This window comes from Amycolatopsis sp. cg5, assembly GCF_041346955.1.
GTDB lineage: Bacteria > Actinomycetota > Actinomycetes > Mycobacteriales > Pseudonocardiaceae > Amycolatopsis.
In genome coordinates this window covers 748,128-761,831 of record NZ_CP166849.1, presented here as the reverse complement: position 1 = coordinate 761,831, position 13,704 = coordinate 748,128, and the positions used below count along the sequence as shown (strand labels likewise).

The following is a 13,704-nucleotide window of genomic DNA, read 5'->3' as shown; positions in this document are numbered from 1 at the left end:
CTTATTCGGCGTTGAAGCGGAAACCGACACCGCGGACGGTGGCGATCCGGCGCTCGCCGTCCGCCTGCTTGCCGCCCGCCTCCTCGGTGGCGATCGCGAGCTTCCGGCGCAGCCACGACATGTGCATGTCGAGTGTCTTGGAGGTCTTGGACTCCAGGTCGTTCCACACCTCGGCGAGTATCTCGTCGCGGCTGACCACCTGACCGGCCCGCGTCATCAGCACCCGCAGCAGCTCGAACTCCTTGTTCGCCAGCTGCAGCTCGCGGCCGTCGACGGTGACCAGCCTGGCGCCGAGGTCCATCCGGATGCCGCCGGAGTCGAGCACGTCGGGCACCCGGCGGCGCAGCAGCGCCCGGATCCGGGCGAGCAGCTCGGCCAGCCGGAACGGCTTGGCGACGTAGTCGTCGGCGCCCGCGTCGAGCCCGACCACGAAGTCGACCTCGTCGGTGCGCGCGGTCAGCATCAGCACGGGCAGCTCGGTGCCGCTGGCTCGCAGCCGTCTGCACACCTCCAGCCCGTCCATCCCCGGCAGCCCGAGATCGAGTACGAGAAGGTCGACGCGCTGCTCCGCGGTCGCTTCCAGGGCGGACGGGCCGTCGGCCACGACTTCGACCTCGTAGCCCTCCCGCTGCAGCGCGCGGGACAGCGGGTCGGCGATGGCCGGGTCGTCCTCGGCAAGTAGCACCATGCTCACCTGGTCAACTCTACGGCGAATGGGCGTGAAACCATCGTCATCGTGCCTGGCTACGCGAACGATCTCACTCTTGCCACCCGGCTCGCCGACGCGGCCGACGCGATCACCACCGCGCGGTTCCGCGCGCTCGACCTGACCTTCGAGCGCAAGCCCGACCGGACCCCGGTGACCGACGCCGACACCGCCGTCGAGGACGCCATCCGCGCGGTGCTCGCGGCCGAGCGTCCCGACGACGACGTGGCGGGCGAGGAGCGCGGCGGCACCGCGGGCGCCGAGGGCCGCGCGTGGGTCATCGACCCGATCGACGGCACCAAGAACTTCCTCCGCGGTGTACCCGTGTGGGCGACACTGATCGCGCTCGTCGAGGACGGCACCCCGGTCGTCGGGATGATCAGCGCCCCGCTGCTCGGCCGCCGCTGGTGGGCCGCCGCGGGCGAGGGCGCGTTCTCGCGCGACTCGTCCGGCGAGCGCAGGCTGTCGGTCTCGGGCGTGTCGTCGCTGGAGGACGCCTACCTGTCGACGACGGACCTGAACTCGTGGACGCAGTACCACTCGCGTGAGCGCTACCTCGCGCTGACCGAGGCGTGCTGGGAGAACCGCGGTCTCGGCGACTTCTGGCACTACTGCCTGGTCGCGGAAGGCGCGATCGACGTCGCGGCCGAGGCGATCGTGAACCCGTGGGACGTCGCCGCGGCCCAGGTGCTGGTCACCGAGGCAGGCGGACGGTTCTCCGACCTCAAGGGCGAGGAGCGCTTCGACGGCGGCAACGCGCTCGCCACCAACGGCCGCCTCCACGACTCCGCCCTGGCGATCCTGCAGGGCTGACCAGGATAAAGCGGGCTTTACTCCCGGGGATAAAGCCCGCTTTATCCCCGGGAGTAAAGCCCGCTAAACACCGTCCTTGAGCACGACCGCGCCGCTCGCGACCTGGGCCCAGGTCAGCCTGCCGAACAGGTAATGGCAAGCCACCTGTTCGCTGGTGAACCTGGCCCAGTCGTAGCGGTTGCCCTGCTCGCGCCAGAACACCTCCCAGGCGTCGTCGACGCGCAGGAGGTTCCACGAGTTGTCGGCTTCGACGCCGATCGACACGACCTCGGGCGGCACGCCGACGGCCGCCAGCCAGCGCGGGATCGACTCGGCGTTCACAGTGCCTCCAGGTATCCGAGCGTGACCAGCTCCTCGGCCGAGTAGGCCGCGCGGTACCGCGTCCCGCCGCCGGGCTGGCCGAACCACGGCGCGGTGACCGTCCGCCACACCGGCAGCGCGCGCGTGACCCGGTAGCGCCGGTACGCCGACGAAGACGGCAGCGCGCGGTCCGCGAGCGGCGTGGCGTCCGGCGCGAAGATCCGGCCTGCGCCGAAGCGGTCGACGACGGTGTCCACCGGCAGCGTGATCGCCTCACCGGGCGCGGTCCCGCCTTCGGGGAACAACGCGCCCGGCGGCCAAGCGTACTCGGCGGTGTCCCCGCGCATCCCGCCAAGATATCGCCGTGACCAGGTCTTTTCGTCGAGTGAGCCGTACGGGCTGTGCCCGTCGAGCACGACGGCCGGCGGCTCGCCGGGTTGCGACGGGAGCGCCTGAGCGGGCACGGCGTCCAGCACGGCGGCGGTGTCGACCGGATCGGGATGGTCGCCAGGCGGGAACCGCAGGCCGACGATGAAGTCGTCCTCGGGCGCGGGCAGCTGCTCGGCGGGCTTCGAGACCGGCACGGGCAGATGCCCGAGCGGGAACATGTTCACCCGGAACAACGCCACCACGCTGACCCGGTCGGTCCGTTTCGCGCCGAGCGCGGGTATCCGGATCGGCCCGGTCTTCGCGTCCTCAATGGACATCAGCACCTCCGCACGGGGAGTGGACGCCTCGGGAAGGCTGTCCGTTCCCCGGTCGAGGGAGACGCCGTGCGGCGTCGTCACTTCGCTAATGCGTTGACCACCCGCGAAGCGCTCGGCCGCCCGAGCTTGCCCGCCATCCACGCGCTGGTCTCGACGAGCTTGTCGAGGTCGGCGCCGTGCTCGATGCCGAGGCCGTCCAGCGCCCAGACCAGATCCTCGGTCGCGAGGTTGCCGGTCGCCGACTCCGCGTACGGGCAGCCGCCGAGGCCGCCTGCCGAAGAATCCACAGTGGACACACCGCAGCGCAGCGCCACCAAGGTGTTCGCGAGCGCCTGGCCGTAGGTGTCGTGGAAATGCACGGCCAGCGAGCCCATCGGGACACCGGCGGCGGCGAACCCGCCGAGCACGGCCTCGACCTGGCCGGCCGTGGCGACGCCGATCGTGTCGCCGAGCGAGAGCTCCGAGCAGCCCATGTCCAGCAGCCGCTTGCCGGCGGCGACGACCTGGGACGCGGGCACCGCGCCCTCCCACGGGTCGCCGAAGCACATCGACAGGTACCCGCGAACCTCGATTTTTCCTTCCAGCGCACGGGAAACGACCGGCTCGAACATGCCGAACTGGGTGTCGAGCGTCGAGTTGAGGTTGCGCTGCGCGAAGGTCTCGGTCGCGCTGGCGAAGATCGCGATGTGCTCGACGCCCGCCGCGAACGCGCGGTCGAGGCCGCGCTCGTTCGGCACCAGCACCGGGTAGCGCACACCTTCGCGTTGTTTGAGGCCTTCGAGCAGCTGCTCGGCGTCGGCCAGCTGCGGAACCCACTTGGGGTGCACGAAACTGGTCGCCTCGAGCGTGGTCAGCCCGGCGTCGGCGAGCCGGTCGAGGAACTCCAGCTTCACCTCGACCGGGACGATCTCCTTTTCGTTCTGCAGCCCGTCACGGGGCCCGACCTCCCAGATCGTCACCCGATCGGGGAACCCGTCGGCACGCGTCTTGGCGGGCAGCCCGAGTTCACGCGCGCCCATCAGCGACGGCTCCCGCGCGGCGGGTGGCCACCCTGCGGCGGCGGGGGCTGCTGCTGGCCCGCCGGGTTGTAGTCGTCGTACGGGTTGTCGTTGACCTCGCGGTAGATGACCGTGTGCACGCGCTCGACCTTGGGGATGTCGTCGAAGGTGAGCGGCTCGTCCGAGGCCGACTCGATGATCAGCGTGCCGCAGCCGAACACCCGGTCCAGCAGCCCGTGCTCGAAGCGGACGCTGTTGATCCGGCCGAGCGGGATGTCGATGCCGGTGCGCTTGATGACGCCCTCGCGCGCGATGATCCGGTCGGTGGTGACGATGAAGTGCGTGGTGCGCCAGCGCATGAACGGCACCAGGAACAGCCACACGATCAGCACCAGCCCGACCACACCGATGGCGATCAGCGAGACCATGTCCCACGGCGCCGCGCTGCCTGAGGCGAGCAGCGCCAGCCAGATGCCCGCGGCGAGCGTGACGAGCAGCGCCAGCGTCGGCCAGACGAGCATCTTGAAGTGCGGGTGACTGTGTACTACGACGTGCTCGTTGGCGCTGAGCTGGTCGTCTGGATAGGCCACGGCGGACGCTCCCGGATTCGTTACGGCGCTGGCAGGATCACCGTACTCAGCTTTTCGGTATTCGGAGCCTAACTCTGCCGAACATGGACGACATCGCCCGCGAACACGGTGTGCCGCTCGCCACTGTCGAGCAGCAGCTCCAGCTGGCCGCCGTCGTCGATGCCGTTCGCGAGGCCGGTGAGCTCGTCGCCGTTCGGCAGCAAAATCCGGACATTCTGCCCCAAAGTGGCACAGTGGAGCCGGTACTCCCCCAGCAGGCCCGCGCTCGCGAGGTCACCCGACGCGGCCCGCCACAACGCCTCGCGCTCGGCGAACGCGGTGAGCAGCCAGCCCGCGAGCTCGGTGCGGTCGGTGGTCGTCGCGCCGTTCTCGGCGAGCGAGGTCGGGGTGAGCCCGCCGGGCGCTGGCGAGATCTCCTCGCCGAGCGGCAAGACGTTCAGCCCGATGCCGAGCACGACGCTCGGCTGCTCGCCCGCGACGGCCTCGGACAGGATGCCCGCGCATTTGGCGCTGCCGACCAGCACGTCGTTCGGCCACTTGAGCGTGGCCGTGACACCCGCACGGGTGGCGACCTCGCGCACCGCGAGCCCGGCGACCACGGAAAGTGAGCCCAGCGCGGTGAACGGCACGCCGGGCCGCAGCAGCACGCTGACGTAGATTCCGGTCCCCTTGGGCGAATTCCAGTGCCGCGCGCGCCGCCCGACGCCCGCCGTCTGCTCCTCGGCGATCAGCACGGTGCGGTCCGGCGCACCCTTCGCGGCGGCTTCGCGCAGGTCAGCATTGGTCGACCCGGTGCTCGTGACGACCTCGATGCCGGCGAACCGGCCTGCTAGTCCCGTGCGCAACCTGGCGGCGTCGATTTCACTCATTCGCCCACAATATGAGAGTCCCCCTAACGTGTCGCGTCTTCGGTCGTTGGACAGAGGTGAGCTCTCCTAACCTGGACGCCGTGACAAAGCCCGTTACCCGCGAACAACGATGGGCGCGTGGCGCCGCGACGCGCGGCTTGGTGGCCTTGCCCCTGGTGGCCGGATTGGTCACCTGCGGTTGGTTGCTCACCGACGAACCCGCACCACAACCGGTCGTGGTGGCCGCGCCCGCGCCCCCGAGCACCCCGCCCAGCACGATCGGCGGCGGCGCCGGCCCTTCCGTGCTCGAGGAAACAGCGCCCGTCGCGCCACAGGAGCCTGTCCACAACGGACTGAACGACTGGGCGCGCGAGCTGTCCGCCCCCTTGGCACTCCCCGCCGAAGCGCTCACCGGCTTCGCGACGGGTGAATTGGTCCTGCGCGACGAACAGCCGAATTGCAAGCTCTCCTGGGTGACATTGGCCGGAATCGCCAGCACGTCATCGGCAGGCGACGCGGCGGGCCCGTTGCGCATTTCCTCGGCGCAGTGGAAGAAATTCAGCCACCAGGTACCGGGCACGGCGAAACCGAACATCGAAAACGTCCGCGACGCCTCGATCGTCGCGGGCCGCGCCCTCTGCGCGGGCAACGCCGCACTCGGCGGCGGCGCCGGCTGGTGGAAGGCGATCGCGGCGTACCGCGGCTCGGAACTCTTCCGCCAGCAGGTACTCGGCAACGCCCAGATGTTCGCGGCACTGTCCGTCGACCCGGCCCGCGCGGCCAGCCCGTCGACCCACGCGGTCCGTTTCGCACTCGGCCAACTCGGCCTGCCGTATGTCTGGGGCGGCAACGGTCCCGATGCGGGTGCGCCCGGCTTCGACTGCTCCGGCCTGACGAAAGCGTCGTACGACAGCGCGGGCGTCGCGCTCCCGCGCACGGCGGACAGCCAGTTCCGCGCGACCAGGCAGGTCCCGATCACGGAGGAGCCGAAGCTCGGCGATCTCGTGTTCTACGGCAACCCGGCCACGAACATCCACCACGTCGGCCTCTACCTCGGCAACGGCCTGATGATCAACGCGCCGACCGAGGGCCAGGCCATCCAAATCCATACGTACCACCGAAAGGGCGACGACTACGCGGGCGCAGGCCGCCCCTCGAACTAACCTCGTGAGCGTTGCGGGCGGTTCCCGTCTACCTACGGTCGGGGTCTCGGGGTTGCCTGAAGGTTGTGAACGCCTCGTTCACGCAGCCGGTCCGGCCGGGGTCGGCGCGAGTGGAAGGTTTGCTCCGTTAGATGCAGAAATTCTTCCACTCGCGCGACCCACGCGCAGTCGCCCACGCGTGGCCCGGTGTGGGAAACGGGGCGTTGAACGCCTCGTTTCCCGCACCGGGCCACACATACGCCACGTTCATGCAGTACCAGCCGCAACCACGCCAGGCGTTGTGAAGCGAGGGTGCCCCTCGGTGCGTAGTAAGCACTCTGGGGCCCCCTCGCTTCACGCTCGCCGTTCATATGGGGCGAGCGAGGGGGCCGACCCAAGGGCGTCGTGAGCGTTGCGGGCGGTTAGTACTCCAGCTGTAGTTCGTGATCGGGTGCTGGTTGTTGGTGTCGTCGCTGGTAGTGGCTTTGGCGGGCGCGGTGTTGGTGGTGTCGGCGCCAGACCGACCAGCCCTCGATGTCGATGACGGTGCGGGCTGGTTCGAGGACGAGTTTGTAGTAGAGGTGCCTGATCTCGTTGCGTGTCAACGGGATCAGGCCCTCGGGTGGCGTCGTGTCGCGGGCGTGGGCTGTGGCGGCGGCGAGGAAGGCGTGGGCGAGCATCACCAGCGTGGTCCAGCGATACCAGGAGGTCCAGGTGCGGACCTGGTGCTGGTCCAGGCCGGTGAGTTCTTTGCCGGTCTGGAAGGTTTCCTCGATGGTCCAGCGTCGTGCGGCGACCCGCGCGAGCTCGGCCAGCGAGACCCGGCGGGGGCTGTAGCAGCGGTAGAACGCGGTCTCGCCGGTGCGCCGGTGAGCCTGTCACGATTTCTGTGTAAGTCAGAGGTGATTACTTACGTTTTTCAGGTTATCAGAAAGGGAGCCTTCCTGGGAAGAGGCGGGCTAGGGTGTTGAGTGCGACTTTCCAGCCGTGTGTTCCCGTTCCGGATGTTCCGCCGCGTTGACTGGAGATGTTGCGGAGTCCGAGGTAGAGAAGTTTCATGGCTGCGTCTTTGTCGGGGAAGTGTCCGCGGTTCTTGGTGATTTTGCGGAGTTGGAAGTTGATGGATTCGATAGCATTGGTGGTGTAGACGATTTTGCGGAGTTCCGGCGGGTAGTCAAGGAACGGGATGAGGTCATTCCAGGCGTTATGCCACACGTCGATGGCTCCTGGATATTGTTGCCCCCATTTCTTGTCGAATTCGGCCAGGGCGAGTTCGGCGCCTTCGACGGTGGGGGCGCAGTAGATCTCGCGCATCGATGTGGCGATCTTTTTGCGGTCGTTGTAGGACACGAATTTCGAGGCGTTGCGGATGACGTGGACCACGCAGGTCTGCACGCCCGTGTCAGGAAAGATCACTTTGATCGCGTCGGGAAGACCGGTCAGGCCGTCGCAGCAGGCGATGAGGATGTCTTTGACGCCACGGTTGCGCAGGTCGGTGACGACCTTCTGCCAGAACTTCGCGGCCTCGGTGTCCTGGATCCAGCAGCCGAGAGCGTGCTTGCGGCCGTCCACGTCGACACCGATGGCCAGGTAGGCGACTTTGGTGGTCACCACGCCGTTGTCTTTGACGCGGATCCGGATTCCATCCACATACAGGATCGGATACACCTCGTCGAGCGGACGTGATTGCCACGCTTTGATCTCGTCGACCACGACATCGGTCACGTTCGATATCAATTCCCGGGAGGCATTCACGCCATAAACTTCCAGCAAATGCGCTTCGATGTCGCGGGTGGTCATGCCCCGGGAGTACAGTGACAGGATCATGTCGTCGATGTTGCCGATCCGACGAGATCGCTTCGGCACGATCGCGGGTTCAAAAGACCCGTTCCGGTCACGCGGAACCTCGATATCGACCGGACCGTTCATCGTCGACACCGTCTTGGTCGACTTCCCATTTCGGGAATTGCCGGAACCGCGACCGGAGGGGTCGCCGGCGTCATAGCCTAAATGGTCGGTCATCTCGGCCTGCAGCGCCCGCTCGAGGACCGCTTTGGTCATTTGATTCAGCAAGCCGTTGACGCCGTCGATCGGCGTTCCGGCCGCTTTGGCGTCCTTCAGCAGCGCGTCGATCGTCTCCGGCGAGAACGTCTCCGCCAGCTGCCGCGCCGCCGCCTCGTCACTGCGACGAGGCGATGTGTTCTGCGTCACTCGGTGTCCCTTCCGACCGCCCACCAGGCCGGTCGATCTTGGTACACCCCCGACCTACACAGTTGGCGTGACACGCCCTGCGCCGGTTGCGGCGCATCAGCACCCAGTGATGCCCGGGTTTCCCGTCCGGCCGCAGCCGGATCCGAGCCCAGTCGTAGAACCGTTGCCCTTTCGCGCCGGCTCCCGCGGACAGCTTCTGCCAGGAACGTTTCCGCAGGCCAGCAGCGATCTCGTCGGCTCGGACGTTGCCCGCCGCGGTCGGGACGCGGAAGTCACACGCCACCGCCAGCACGTAGGCCTGGCCTCGCTTCTCCAGCGGGTCACGCAACCCGGCGGCGTCTTTGCCATAGACCTCGTCTCCGGTCACCCATCCCACCGCGATACCCGCGTCGAGCGCCCGAAAGACCATTTTCCTGGCCTGGCGGGACTTCGTCGAAAAGGTGGTCTCGTCCGGCACCCCGGCCTTCTCCCGCCGATCCCGGTCATCGGCCCAGCGCCGCGGCAGGTAAAGCTCCCGGTCGATCAACGTGTGCCCACGTGAGGTCGAGTACGTCAGAAACACCGACACCTGCGAGTTCTCGATCCGCCCCGCGGTGCCGGTGTATTGCCGCTGCACCCCGACAGTGCAGACACCTTTCTTCACATCCCCGGTCTCGTCGAGAACCAGCACCACATCGGTGTCACCGAGGTGGTCGACCACGAAATCCCGCAGATCGTCACGAACCCCGTCAGCGTCCCAGGACGCCCGCGACAACAGATGCTGCATCCCATCCGGAGTCCGGTCCCCGACCTGCTCAGCGATGGTCCAGCAGTTCACCCGCGGCAGCTCCGAGAGCAGCCCCCGCACGAACCGGGACGCCCGACGCCGCGACTCCACCCGACGAAACCGACCCGCCACCCGCGCCATGACCTCACCCAGCAACGACTGCCACCGACCACGGTCTACGCTGGCAGCCGCGGCCACCACGAGATCTTGATTTGTCTTCACAAACACTCATGATCACCGTGGTGGCCGCGCCTATTTCACCGACACGCCAGCCACATCACGAACTACAGCTGGAGTATTAGAACCGCCCGCAACGCTCACGACCCCCGTTGGTTTGCGTTCCCAGGCAACAGAACCGGCGATGTCGTACACGACTCGCGCGGGTGCCGCGCGGAATTGTCGGTGGCTACCTCTACCATTCCGCAGGTGACCACCTACCACGATGTCGACGCATTCGATCACCTGGACGCTTCGGAGCTGCCGCTGCGCCAGCAGAAGATCCTGGTGACGATCCGGGACTGGGTGGTCCGCCACGGATATTCGCCGAGCAGCCGCGAAATCGGCGAGGCGGTCGGCCTGAAGTCGTCGTCTTCGGTGTCCAAACACCTGGCGGCGCTGGAGGACAAGGGTTTCCTGCGCCGCAGCAGCACGATGTCCCGCCCCATCGACGTGCGCGCGTTCCTCGAGCCGTCCACCCGCGAGCCCGCCGAGGATCAGGTGAGCGTGCCCGTGGTCGGTGACATCGCGGCCGGAACGCCCATCACGGCCGAAGAGCACACCGACGACATGCTGACCCTGCCCCGCGGCCTCACCGGCCGCGGCACGGTCTTCGGCCTCCGCGTGCGAGGCGAGTCGATGATCGACGCGGCCATCTGCGACGGCGACATCGTCGTGGTCCGCCAGCAGTCGGAGGCCCACTCCGGGCAGATCGTCGCCGCGATGATCGACGGCGAGGCCACGGTCAAGGTTTACCGCCGCCGCAACGGCCACGTCTACCTGGAGCCCCGCAACCCGGCCTACGACGTGATCGACGGCGACGAGGCCACGATCCTCGGCACGGTCGTCTCGGTACTGCGCAGCGTCTAACCCAGCGGCCAGAGGCCGAGGATGTCAGGCGGCCGGCGCACATCGTCTTCTTCGAGCGAAGCGATCGGCTTGGCGACGAACGTGCCTTGCTCGAGTTCGTCCCAGCGCTGGGCGACAGCGTCGCGATCCATGGCATGGTCGTCGGCGTCGAGCGCGTCCCACCGCTGATTCACCAGGTCGCGGTCCATCAGCGCTCACCACGAGACTTTTCCCGCGCCGTCTCGCGCAGGGCGAAATAGCAGAGCGCGACCAGCCCGGCCAGGACGACGCACGCCCCGTACCCCACGAAGACCGGCCAAAACCCGACCGGCCCAGGCGACCGAGCCAGCTCGAACGTCACGTACCCGACGCCCGCCAGGCCGATCACCGCGTCGACCACCCAGAACCGCTTCCAGTCCGAGCCCATGTCTCCAAGGTAGCGCGAGCTTCAGGGTCACGACGGTCGCGCGCTTTGTGGGCGGTGCTACCTGTGCGGATGTCGAAACATGACGTGTCTGCTAGTCGAACCGAGTGAGGGCCTCCCTCACCCAGTTCGAGTAGGTGAGGGCCTCCTTCACCCGGATATACGGGTGGGGGCCGTCGCGGGCGAGGTCGTCAGCGCTCGGCGGGTGCCGCAGGGACGGCTAAACGTTGTGAACGAGGCGTTCACTACGTCCAACCCCACCCAGAAAAGCGGCAAATACGATAATTCGGGACAAAGGTCAGCGACTTGGGTCGTGCGCGGACGCTGCTGGCTGGTGATCGGGCCGTTGACAGTGGTCCGATCACCGCGAAACCCGAGTTTGGGCCAGTGGATGGCCCAAACTCGGGTTTCGCGCGGCCCTGCGTCGATGTGACAACACAAGCCAAGCCTTAACTACCCGGGCATTGGGTTAGAACCGGCCGTACCACTCACGACCCCGGGCCGCTCAGACGGTGGCGAATTCCTTGGCGAAGAAGGACTTCGCGGCCGTCAGTGCCGACGAGTCCTTGAGGACGTCGTCCGGGCGGCTGCCGTTGCCGAGCAGGACGCCGCCCCAGTTCATGCCGAGGTACTCCGCGGACCGCCGCAGCGTGCCGACGAGCGGCTCCGCCTGCTCAGGGCCTTCGGCCAGAACGCTTACGCCCCATAGGGTCTTGCCGCGCATGCGGGCTTTGAAGTCGACGCCGGGCACGTAGAGCCAGCCCGACCAGTAGTCGAGGTAGAGCTTAACCTCGGAGGACACGGAGTACCAGTAGACCGGCGAGGAGATGACGATGTCGGTGGCTTCGAGGGTCGCGTCGAGCAGCTCCTGCTCGTTGCCTGCCGGGGTGAGGTAGCGGCGGCCGTCGTGGCGGGCGTCCTGGAAGCGGGGCAGTGGCAGGTCGGACAGGCGCAGCCAGCGCTGGGACGCGTCGACGGGGCGGGCGGCCTCGCGGGTGAGGGTCTCGGTGTTGCCGCCGGTGCGGGAACTGCCCAGGAGGAACAGGAACTTGCGGTCGTCGGTCATGAGGATTTTCTCTCCCACCAGATATATGTATGTGCAAGCAGATATTGGCACTGCATGTAATCTGGTGTCAAGCACCGTCCAAGGAGGCCGCCGTGACCGACGAGCAGAGCTGGGGCCGCGTCGTCGCGCTGCACAGCAGGGTCGAGCAAGAGCTCGCGAAAGCCTTGCAGCGCAAGCATGGACTCGGCCTGTCCGAGTACCGCGCGCTCAGCCATCTGACCGTCGCCGAGGGCGGCTGCCTGCGGATGCAGGACCTCGCGGGCGCGATCGGGCTCAACCAGAGTTCGGTCAGCCGGATGGTCGCGCGCCTCGAAGACGCCGGGCTGACCGTGCGCGACCTCTGCGAGAACGACCGCAGGGGCGTCTACTCGCTGATCACCGACGACGGCCGCGAGCGGCAGGCCAAGGCCGAGCCGACGTACCAGGACACGTTGCGCGGCGCGCTCGACAAGGCCGCCGCGGACCCCGAACTGGCCGAAGCGGTCGCCGCCATGCGCGCTTGACAGCTTATATGCCTCACTGGGTATATTACCGCCACGGCACCAACATGGAGGTAAGCCCAGTGGAGCGCGCCACCCTGCACACCGTCGACGAGCGGCCGATGCTGCGCCTGGAACGGAAGCTGGCGCACCCACCCGAGAAGGTCTGGCACGCGATCACCGACCCGGCCGAACTCGCGCACTGGTTCCCCGCCGCGGTGAAGGCCGAGCTCAAAGCGGGCGCGCCGATCGAGTTCGCCTTCGAGGGCGAGGACCTGACGAGCACCGGCGAGATCCTCGACTGCGACCCGCCGCGCCTGTTCACCTTCACGTGGAACGAAGACGTGCTGAGCTGGGAAATCACGCCAGACGGTGACGGCTCGCGGCTGGTGTTCACGCACACCTTCGGCAGGGGCGAACCGGCGATCGCGGCGCTGGCCGCCGGCCGGAACGCGACCGGCTGGGACGTCTGCCTCGCCGCGCTCGAAGCGCGGCTCGACGGCGGGACCGCCGAGCCGCCGTCGAAGTGGCTGGAGCCGATGGCCGCGTACGTCGCCGAGTTCGGGCTCGACGAGGGCGAGGTCGTCGACGGGGTCGTGCGGTTCCGGCGTGACCTGGTCTGGAAGACGCTCGACGAGGTTTGGGAGCTGCTGACCGAGGGCGAGCAGGTCGTGCCCGGCGGCGAAGCACCACTGCGGGCCACGAATCAGTACGTGCCCGCGGCTGAGGTCGTCGTCGCCGAGGCGCCGCGCGTGCTCGAATACCGGTCAGGTGACGGGGTCGTGCGCTGGGAATTCACGCATGACAGCTTGGACGGCACGCGCGTCGAAATCACCCAGACCGCTGTCGCCGAGGAGCGGCGGCCGACGGTGCTCGCGGCTTGGCACACCCATCTCGACTTGTTCTTCGCGGCCACCCACGGCGAGATCATCTGCCCATGGCCGGCAGAACGCACCGAGGAGCTCAAGGCGCGCTACGCGGCTAAGTGACGATCATTTCCCTCGCCGCGACCTGCAGCGCGGCGCTGACCAGCGCGGCGACGGCCTGCGAGCGGGCCTGCTCCGACCAGGCGATGACCACGATCTGATCCTCGGCGAGCAAGTCCTCGGAGTCGAGCTCGGCCAGGTCGTGGTGCGGAGTCAGCAACGCGACGTCGGCGCGGCCGTCGCGGACCATCGTCTCGGCCTCGTGTCCGTTGTAGACGACCTCGACCGGCAGCGCGCCCGTTTCCCGGTCGTACACACCGAGGATCCTGGGCAGCAGGCCGAAATCGGCGCCGGGCTTCATGACCAGCGCGAGGCGCCGGTCGCGCTGCCCTGCCCGCTTGGCGCGGCGCGCGGCCGCCTCGACCGAGGCCAGCACCGCGCGGCCTTCGACGAGCAGCACCTCGCCCGCCGGAGTCAGGGAAACCTTGCGGCTGCTGCGTTCCAGCAGCACCACACCCAGACGGCGTTCGAGCTGGCGGATCGCGCGGGACAGCGGCGGCTGGGCCATTCCCAGGCGCTGAGCGGCGCGTCCGAAGTGGAGCTCTTCGGCGACGGCGACGAAGTAGGCGAGTTCCCGCGTTTCCAGCCGGGTCATCGCGTCAG

17 protein-coding genes and 1 pseudogene are annotated in these 13,704 nt (G+C 68.0%); 5 read left to right on the top strand and 13 right to left on the bottom strand.

All coding sequences use genetic code 11. The annotated features are described in order from the left end of the window. Position 1: 1 nt before the first annotated feature. A complete protein-coding gene (locus AB5J62_RS03875) occupies positions 2 to 688 on the bottom strand; it encodes a response regulator transcription factor (RefSeq protein WP_370950172.1) in 687 nt (228 codons plus the stop codon). Between the two features lie 48 nt (positions 689 to 736). Between AB5J62_RS03875 and hisN the strand changes: the two genes are divergently transcribed. Next, entirely contained in the window at positions 737 to 1,519 is a 783-nt protein-coding gene (gene hisN, locus AB5J62_RS03870; RefSeq protein WP_370946725.1) for a histidinol-phosphatase, read from the top strand. A gap of 63 nt (positions 1,520 to 1,582) precedes the next feature. Here hisN and AB5J62_RS03865 read toward each other — a convergent pair whose 3' ends face one another. The 5 genes from AB5J62_RS03865 to AB5J62_RS03845 all read right to left on the bottom strand — a co-directional run bounded on the left by AB5J62_RS03865 (position 1,583) and on the right by AB5J62_RS03845 (position 4,983). Then, the gene (locus tag AB5J62_RS03865; protein ID WP_370946724.1) at positions 1,583 to 1,840 is read right to left on the bottom strand and encodes a hypothetical protein; all 258 of its coding nucleotides are present in this window, start codon (positions 1,838 to 1,840) and stop codon (positions 1,583 to 1,585) included. Then, positions 1,837 to 2,607, bottom strand: coding sequence for a TNT domain-containing protein (locus tag AB5J62_RS03860; protein WP_370946722.1), 771 nt, complete (start codon positions 2,605 to 2,607; stop codon positions 1,837 to 1,839). Before AB5J62_RS03860 ends, AB5J62_RS03865 begins: the two co-directional genes overlap by 4 nt. Then, on the bottom strand, positions 2,604 to 3,545 hold the full coding sequence (locus tag AB5J62_RS03855; RefSeq protein WP_370946720.1) for a hydroxymethylglutaryl-CoA lyase: 942 nt from the start codon (positions 3,543 to 3,545) through the stop codon (positions 2,604 to 2,606). The genes AB5J62_RS03860 and AB5J62_RS03855 overlap by 4 nt, the downstream gene beginning before the upstream one ends. Then, positions 3,545 to 4,114, bottom strand: a complete 570-nt coding sequence (locus AB5J62_RS03850; protein WP_370946718.1) for a PH domain-containing protein — start codon at positions 4,112 to 4,114, stop codon at positions 3,545 to 3,547. Before AB5J62_RS03850 ends, AB5J62_RS03855 begins: the two co-directional genes overlap by 1 nt. 68 nt (positions 4,115 to 4,182) lie before the next feature. Then, positions 4,183 to 4,983, bottom strand: a complete 801-nt coding sequence (locus AB5J62_RS03845) for a biotin--[acetyl-CoA-carboxylase] ligase (protein ID WP_370946716.1) — start codon at positions 4,981 to 4,983, stop codon at positions 4,183 to 4,185. Positions 4,984 to 5,039: 56 nt separating this feature from the next. Here AB5J62_RS03845 and AB5J62_RS03840 point away from each other — a divergent pair, with 56 nt between their 5' ends. Next, positions 5,040 to 6,125 carry a C40 family peptidase gene (locus tag AB5J62_RS03840; RefSeq protein ID WP_370946715.1) on the top strand — a complete coding sequence of 362 codons (1,086 nt, stop codon included), beginning with the start codon at positions 5,040 to 5,042 and terminating at the stop codon, positions 6,123 to 6,125. A 401-nt stretch (positions 6,126 to 6,526) separates the two neighbouring features. Here AB5J62_RS03840 and AB5J62_RS03835 read toward each other — a convergent pair whose 3' ends face one another. The 3 genes and pseudogenes from AB5J62_RS03835 to AB5J62_RS03825 form a co-directional block, all read right to left on the bottom strand. After that, entirely contained in the window at positions 6,527 to 6,784 is a 258-nt protein-coding gene (locus tag AB5J62_RS03835) for a hypothetical protein (protein WP_370946713.1), read from the bottom strand. Positions 6,785 to 7,031: 247 nt separating this feature from the next. Further along, positions 7,032 to 8,264: an IS256 family transposase gene (locus tag AB5J62_RS03830; protein WP_370950171.1), complete on the bottom strand. Its 1,233-nt coding sequence runs from the start codon at positions 8,262 to 8,264 to the stop codon at positions 7,032 to 7,034. A 133-nt stretch (positions 8,265 to 8,397) separates the two neighbouring features. After that, positions 8,398 to 9,222, bottom strand: a pseudogene (locus tag AB5J62_RS03825) (IS701 family transposase); the annotation flags it as partial. Positions 9,223 to 9,507: 285 nt separating this feature from the next. Between AB5J62_RS03825 and lexA the strand changes: the two are divergent. Next, entirely contained in the window at positions 9,508 to 10,167 is a 660-nt protein-coding gene (gene lexA, locus AB5J62_RS03820) for a transcriptional repressor LexA (protein ID WP_370946711.1), read from the top strand. Here lexA and AB5J62_RS03815 read toward each other — a convergent pair. The 3 genes from AB5J62_RS03815 to AB5J62_RS03805 all read right to left on the bottom strand — a co-directional run bounded on the left by AB5J62_RS03815 (position 10,164) and on the right by AB5J62_RS03805 (position 11,654). Beyond that, positions 10,164 to 10,355 (bottom strand): hypothetical protein, encoded by a 192-nt coding sequence (locus tag AB5J62_RS03815; RefSeq protein WP_370946709.1) that lies wholly within the window; start codon positions 10,353 to 10,355, stop codon positions 10,164 to 10,166. The two genes, lexA and AB5J62_RS03815, sit on opposite strands and share 4 nt — an antisense overlap. Continuing rightward, the gene (locus AB5J62_RS03810; protein WP_370946708.1) at positions 10,355 to 10,573 is read right to left on the bottom strand and encodes a hypothetical protein; all 219 of its coding nucleotides are present in this window, start codon (positions 10,571 to 10,573) and stop codon (positions 10,355 to 10,357) included. The genes AB5J62_RS03815 and AB5J62_RS03810 overlap by 1 nt, the downstream gene beginning before the upstream one ends. A 502-nt stretch (positions 10,574 to 11,075) precedes the next feature. After that, positions 11,076 to 11,654: a flavodoxin family protein gene (locus AB5J62_RS03805; RefSeq protein WP_370946706.1), complete on the bottom strand. Its 579-nt coding sequence runs from the start codon at positions 11,652 to 11,654 to the stop codon at positions 11,076 to 11,078. 74 nt (positions 11,655 to 11,728) lie between these two features. Between AB5J62_RS03805 and AB5J62_RS03800 the strand changes: the two genes are divergently transcribed. Next, a complete protein-coding gene (locus AB5J62_RS03800; RefSeq protein ID WP_370946704.1) occupies positions 11,729 to 12,139 on the top strand; it encodes a MarR family winged helix-turn-helix transcriptional regulator in 411 nt (136 codons plus the stop codon). Between the two features lie 98 nt (positions 12,140 to 12,237). Then, on the top strand, positions 12,238 to 13,104 hold the full coding sequence (locus tag AB5J62_RS03795) for an SRPBCC family protein (RefSeq protein WP_370950170.1): 867 nt from the start codon (positions 12,238 to 12,240) through the stop codon (positions 13,102 to 13,104). Here the strand turns inward: AB5J62_RS03795 and AB5J62_RS03790 are convergent. Beyond that, complete coding sequence (locus AB5J62_RS03790) at positions 13,097 to 13,696, bottom strand: LysR family transcriptional regulator (RefSeq protein ID WP_370946702.1); 600 nt, start codon at positions 13,694 to 13,696, stop codon at positions 13,097 to 13,099. The genes AB5J62_RS03795 and AB5J62_RS03790 overlap by 8 nt on opposite strands. Positions 13,697 to 13,704: the final 8 nt, after the last annotated feature.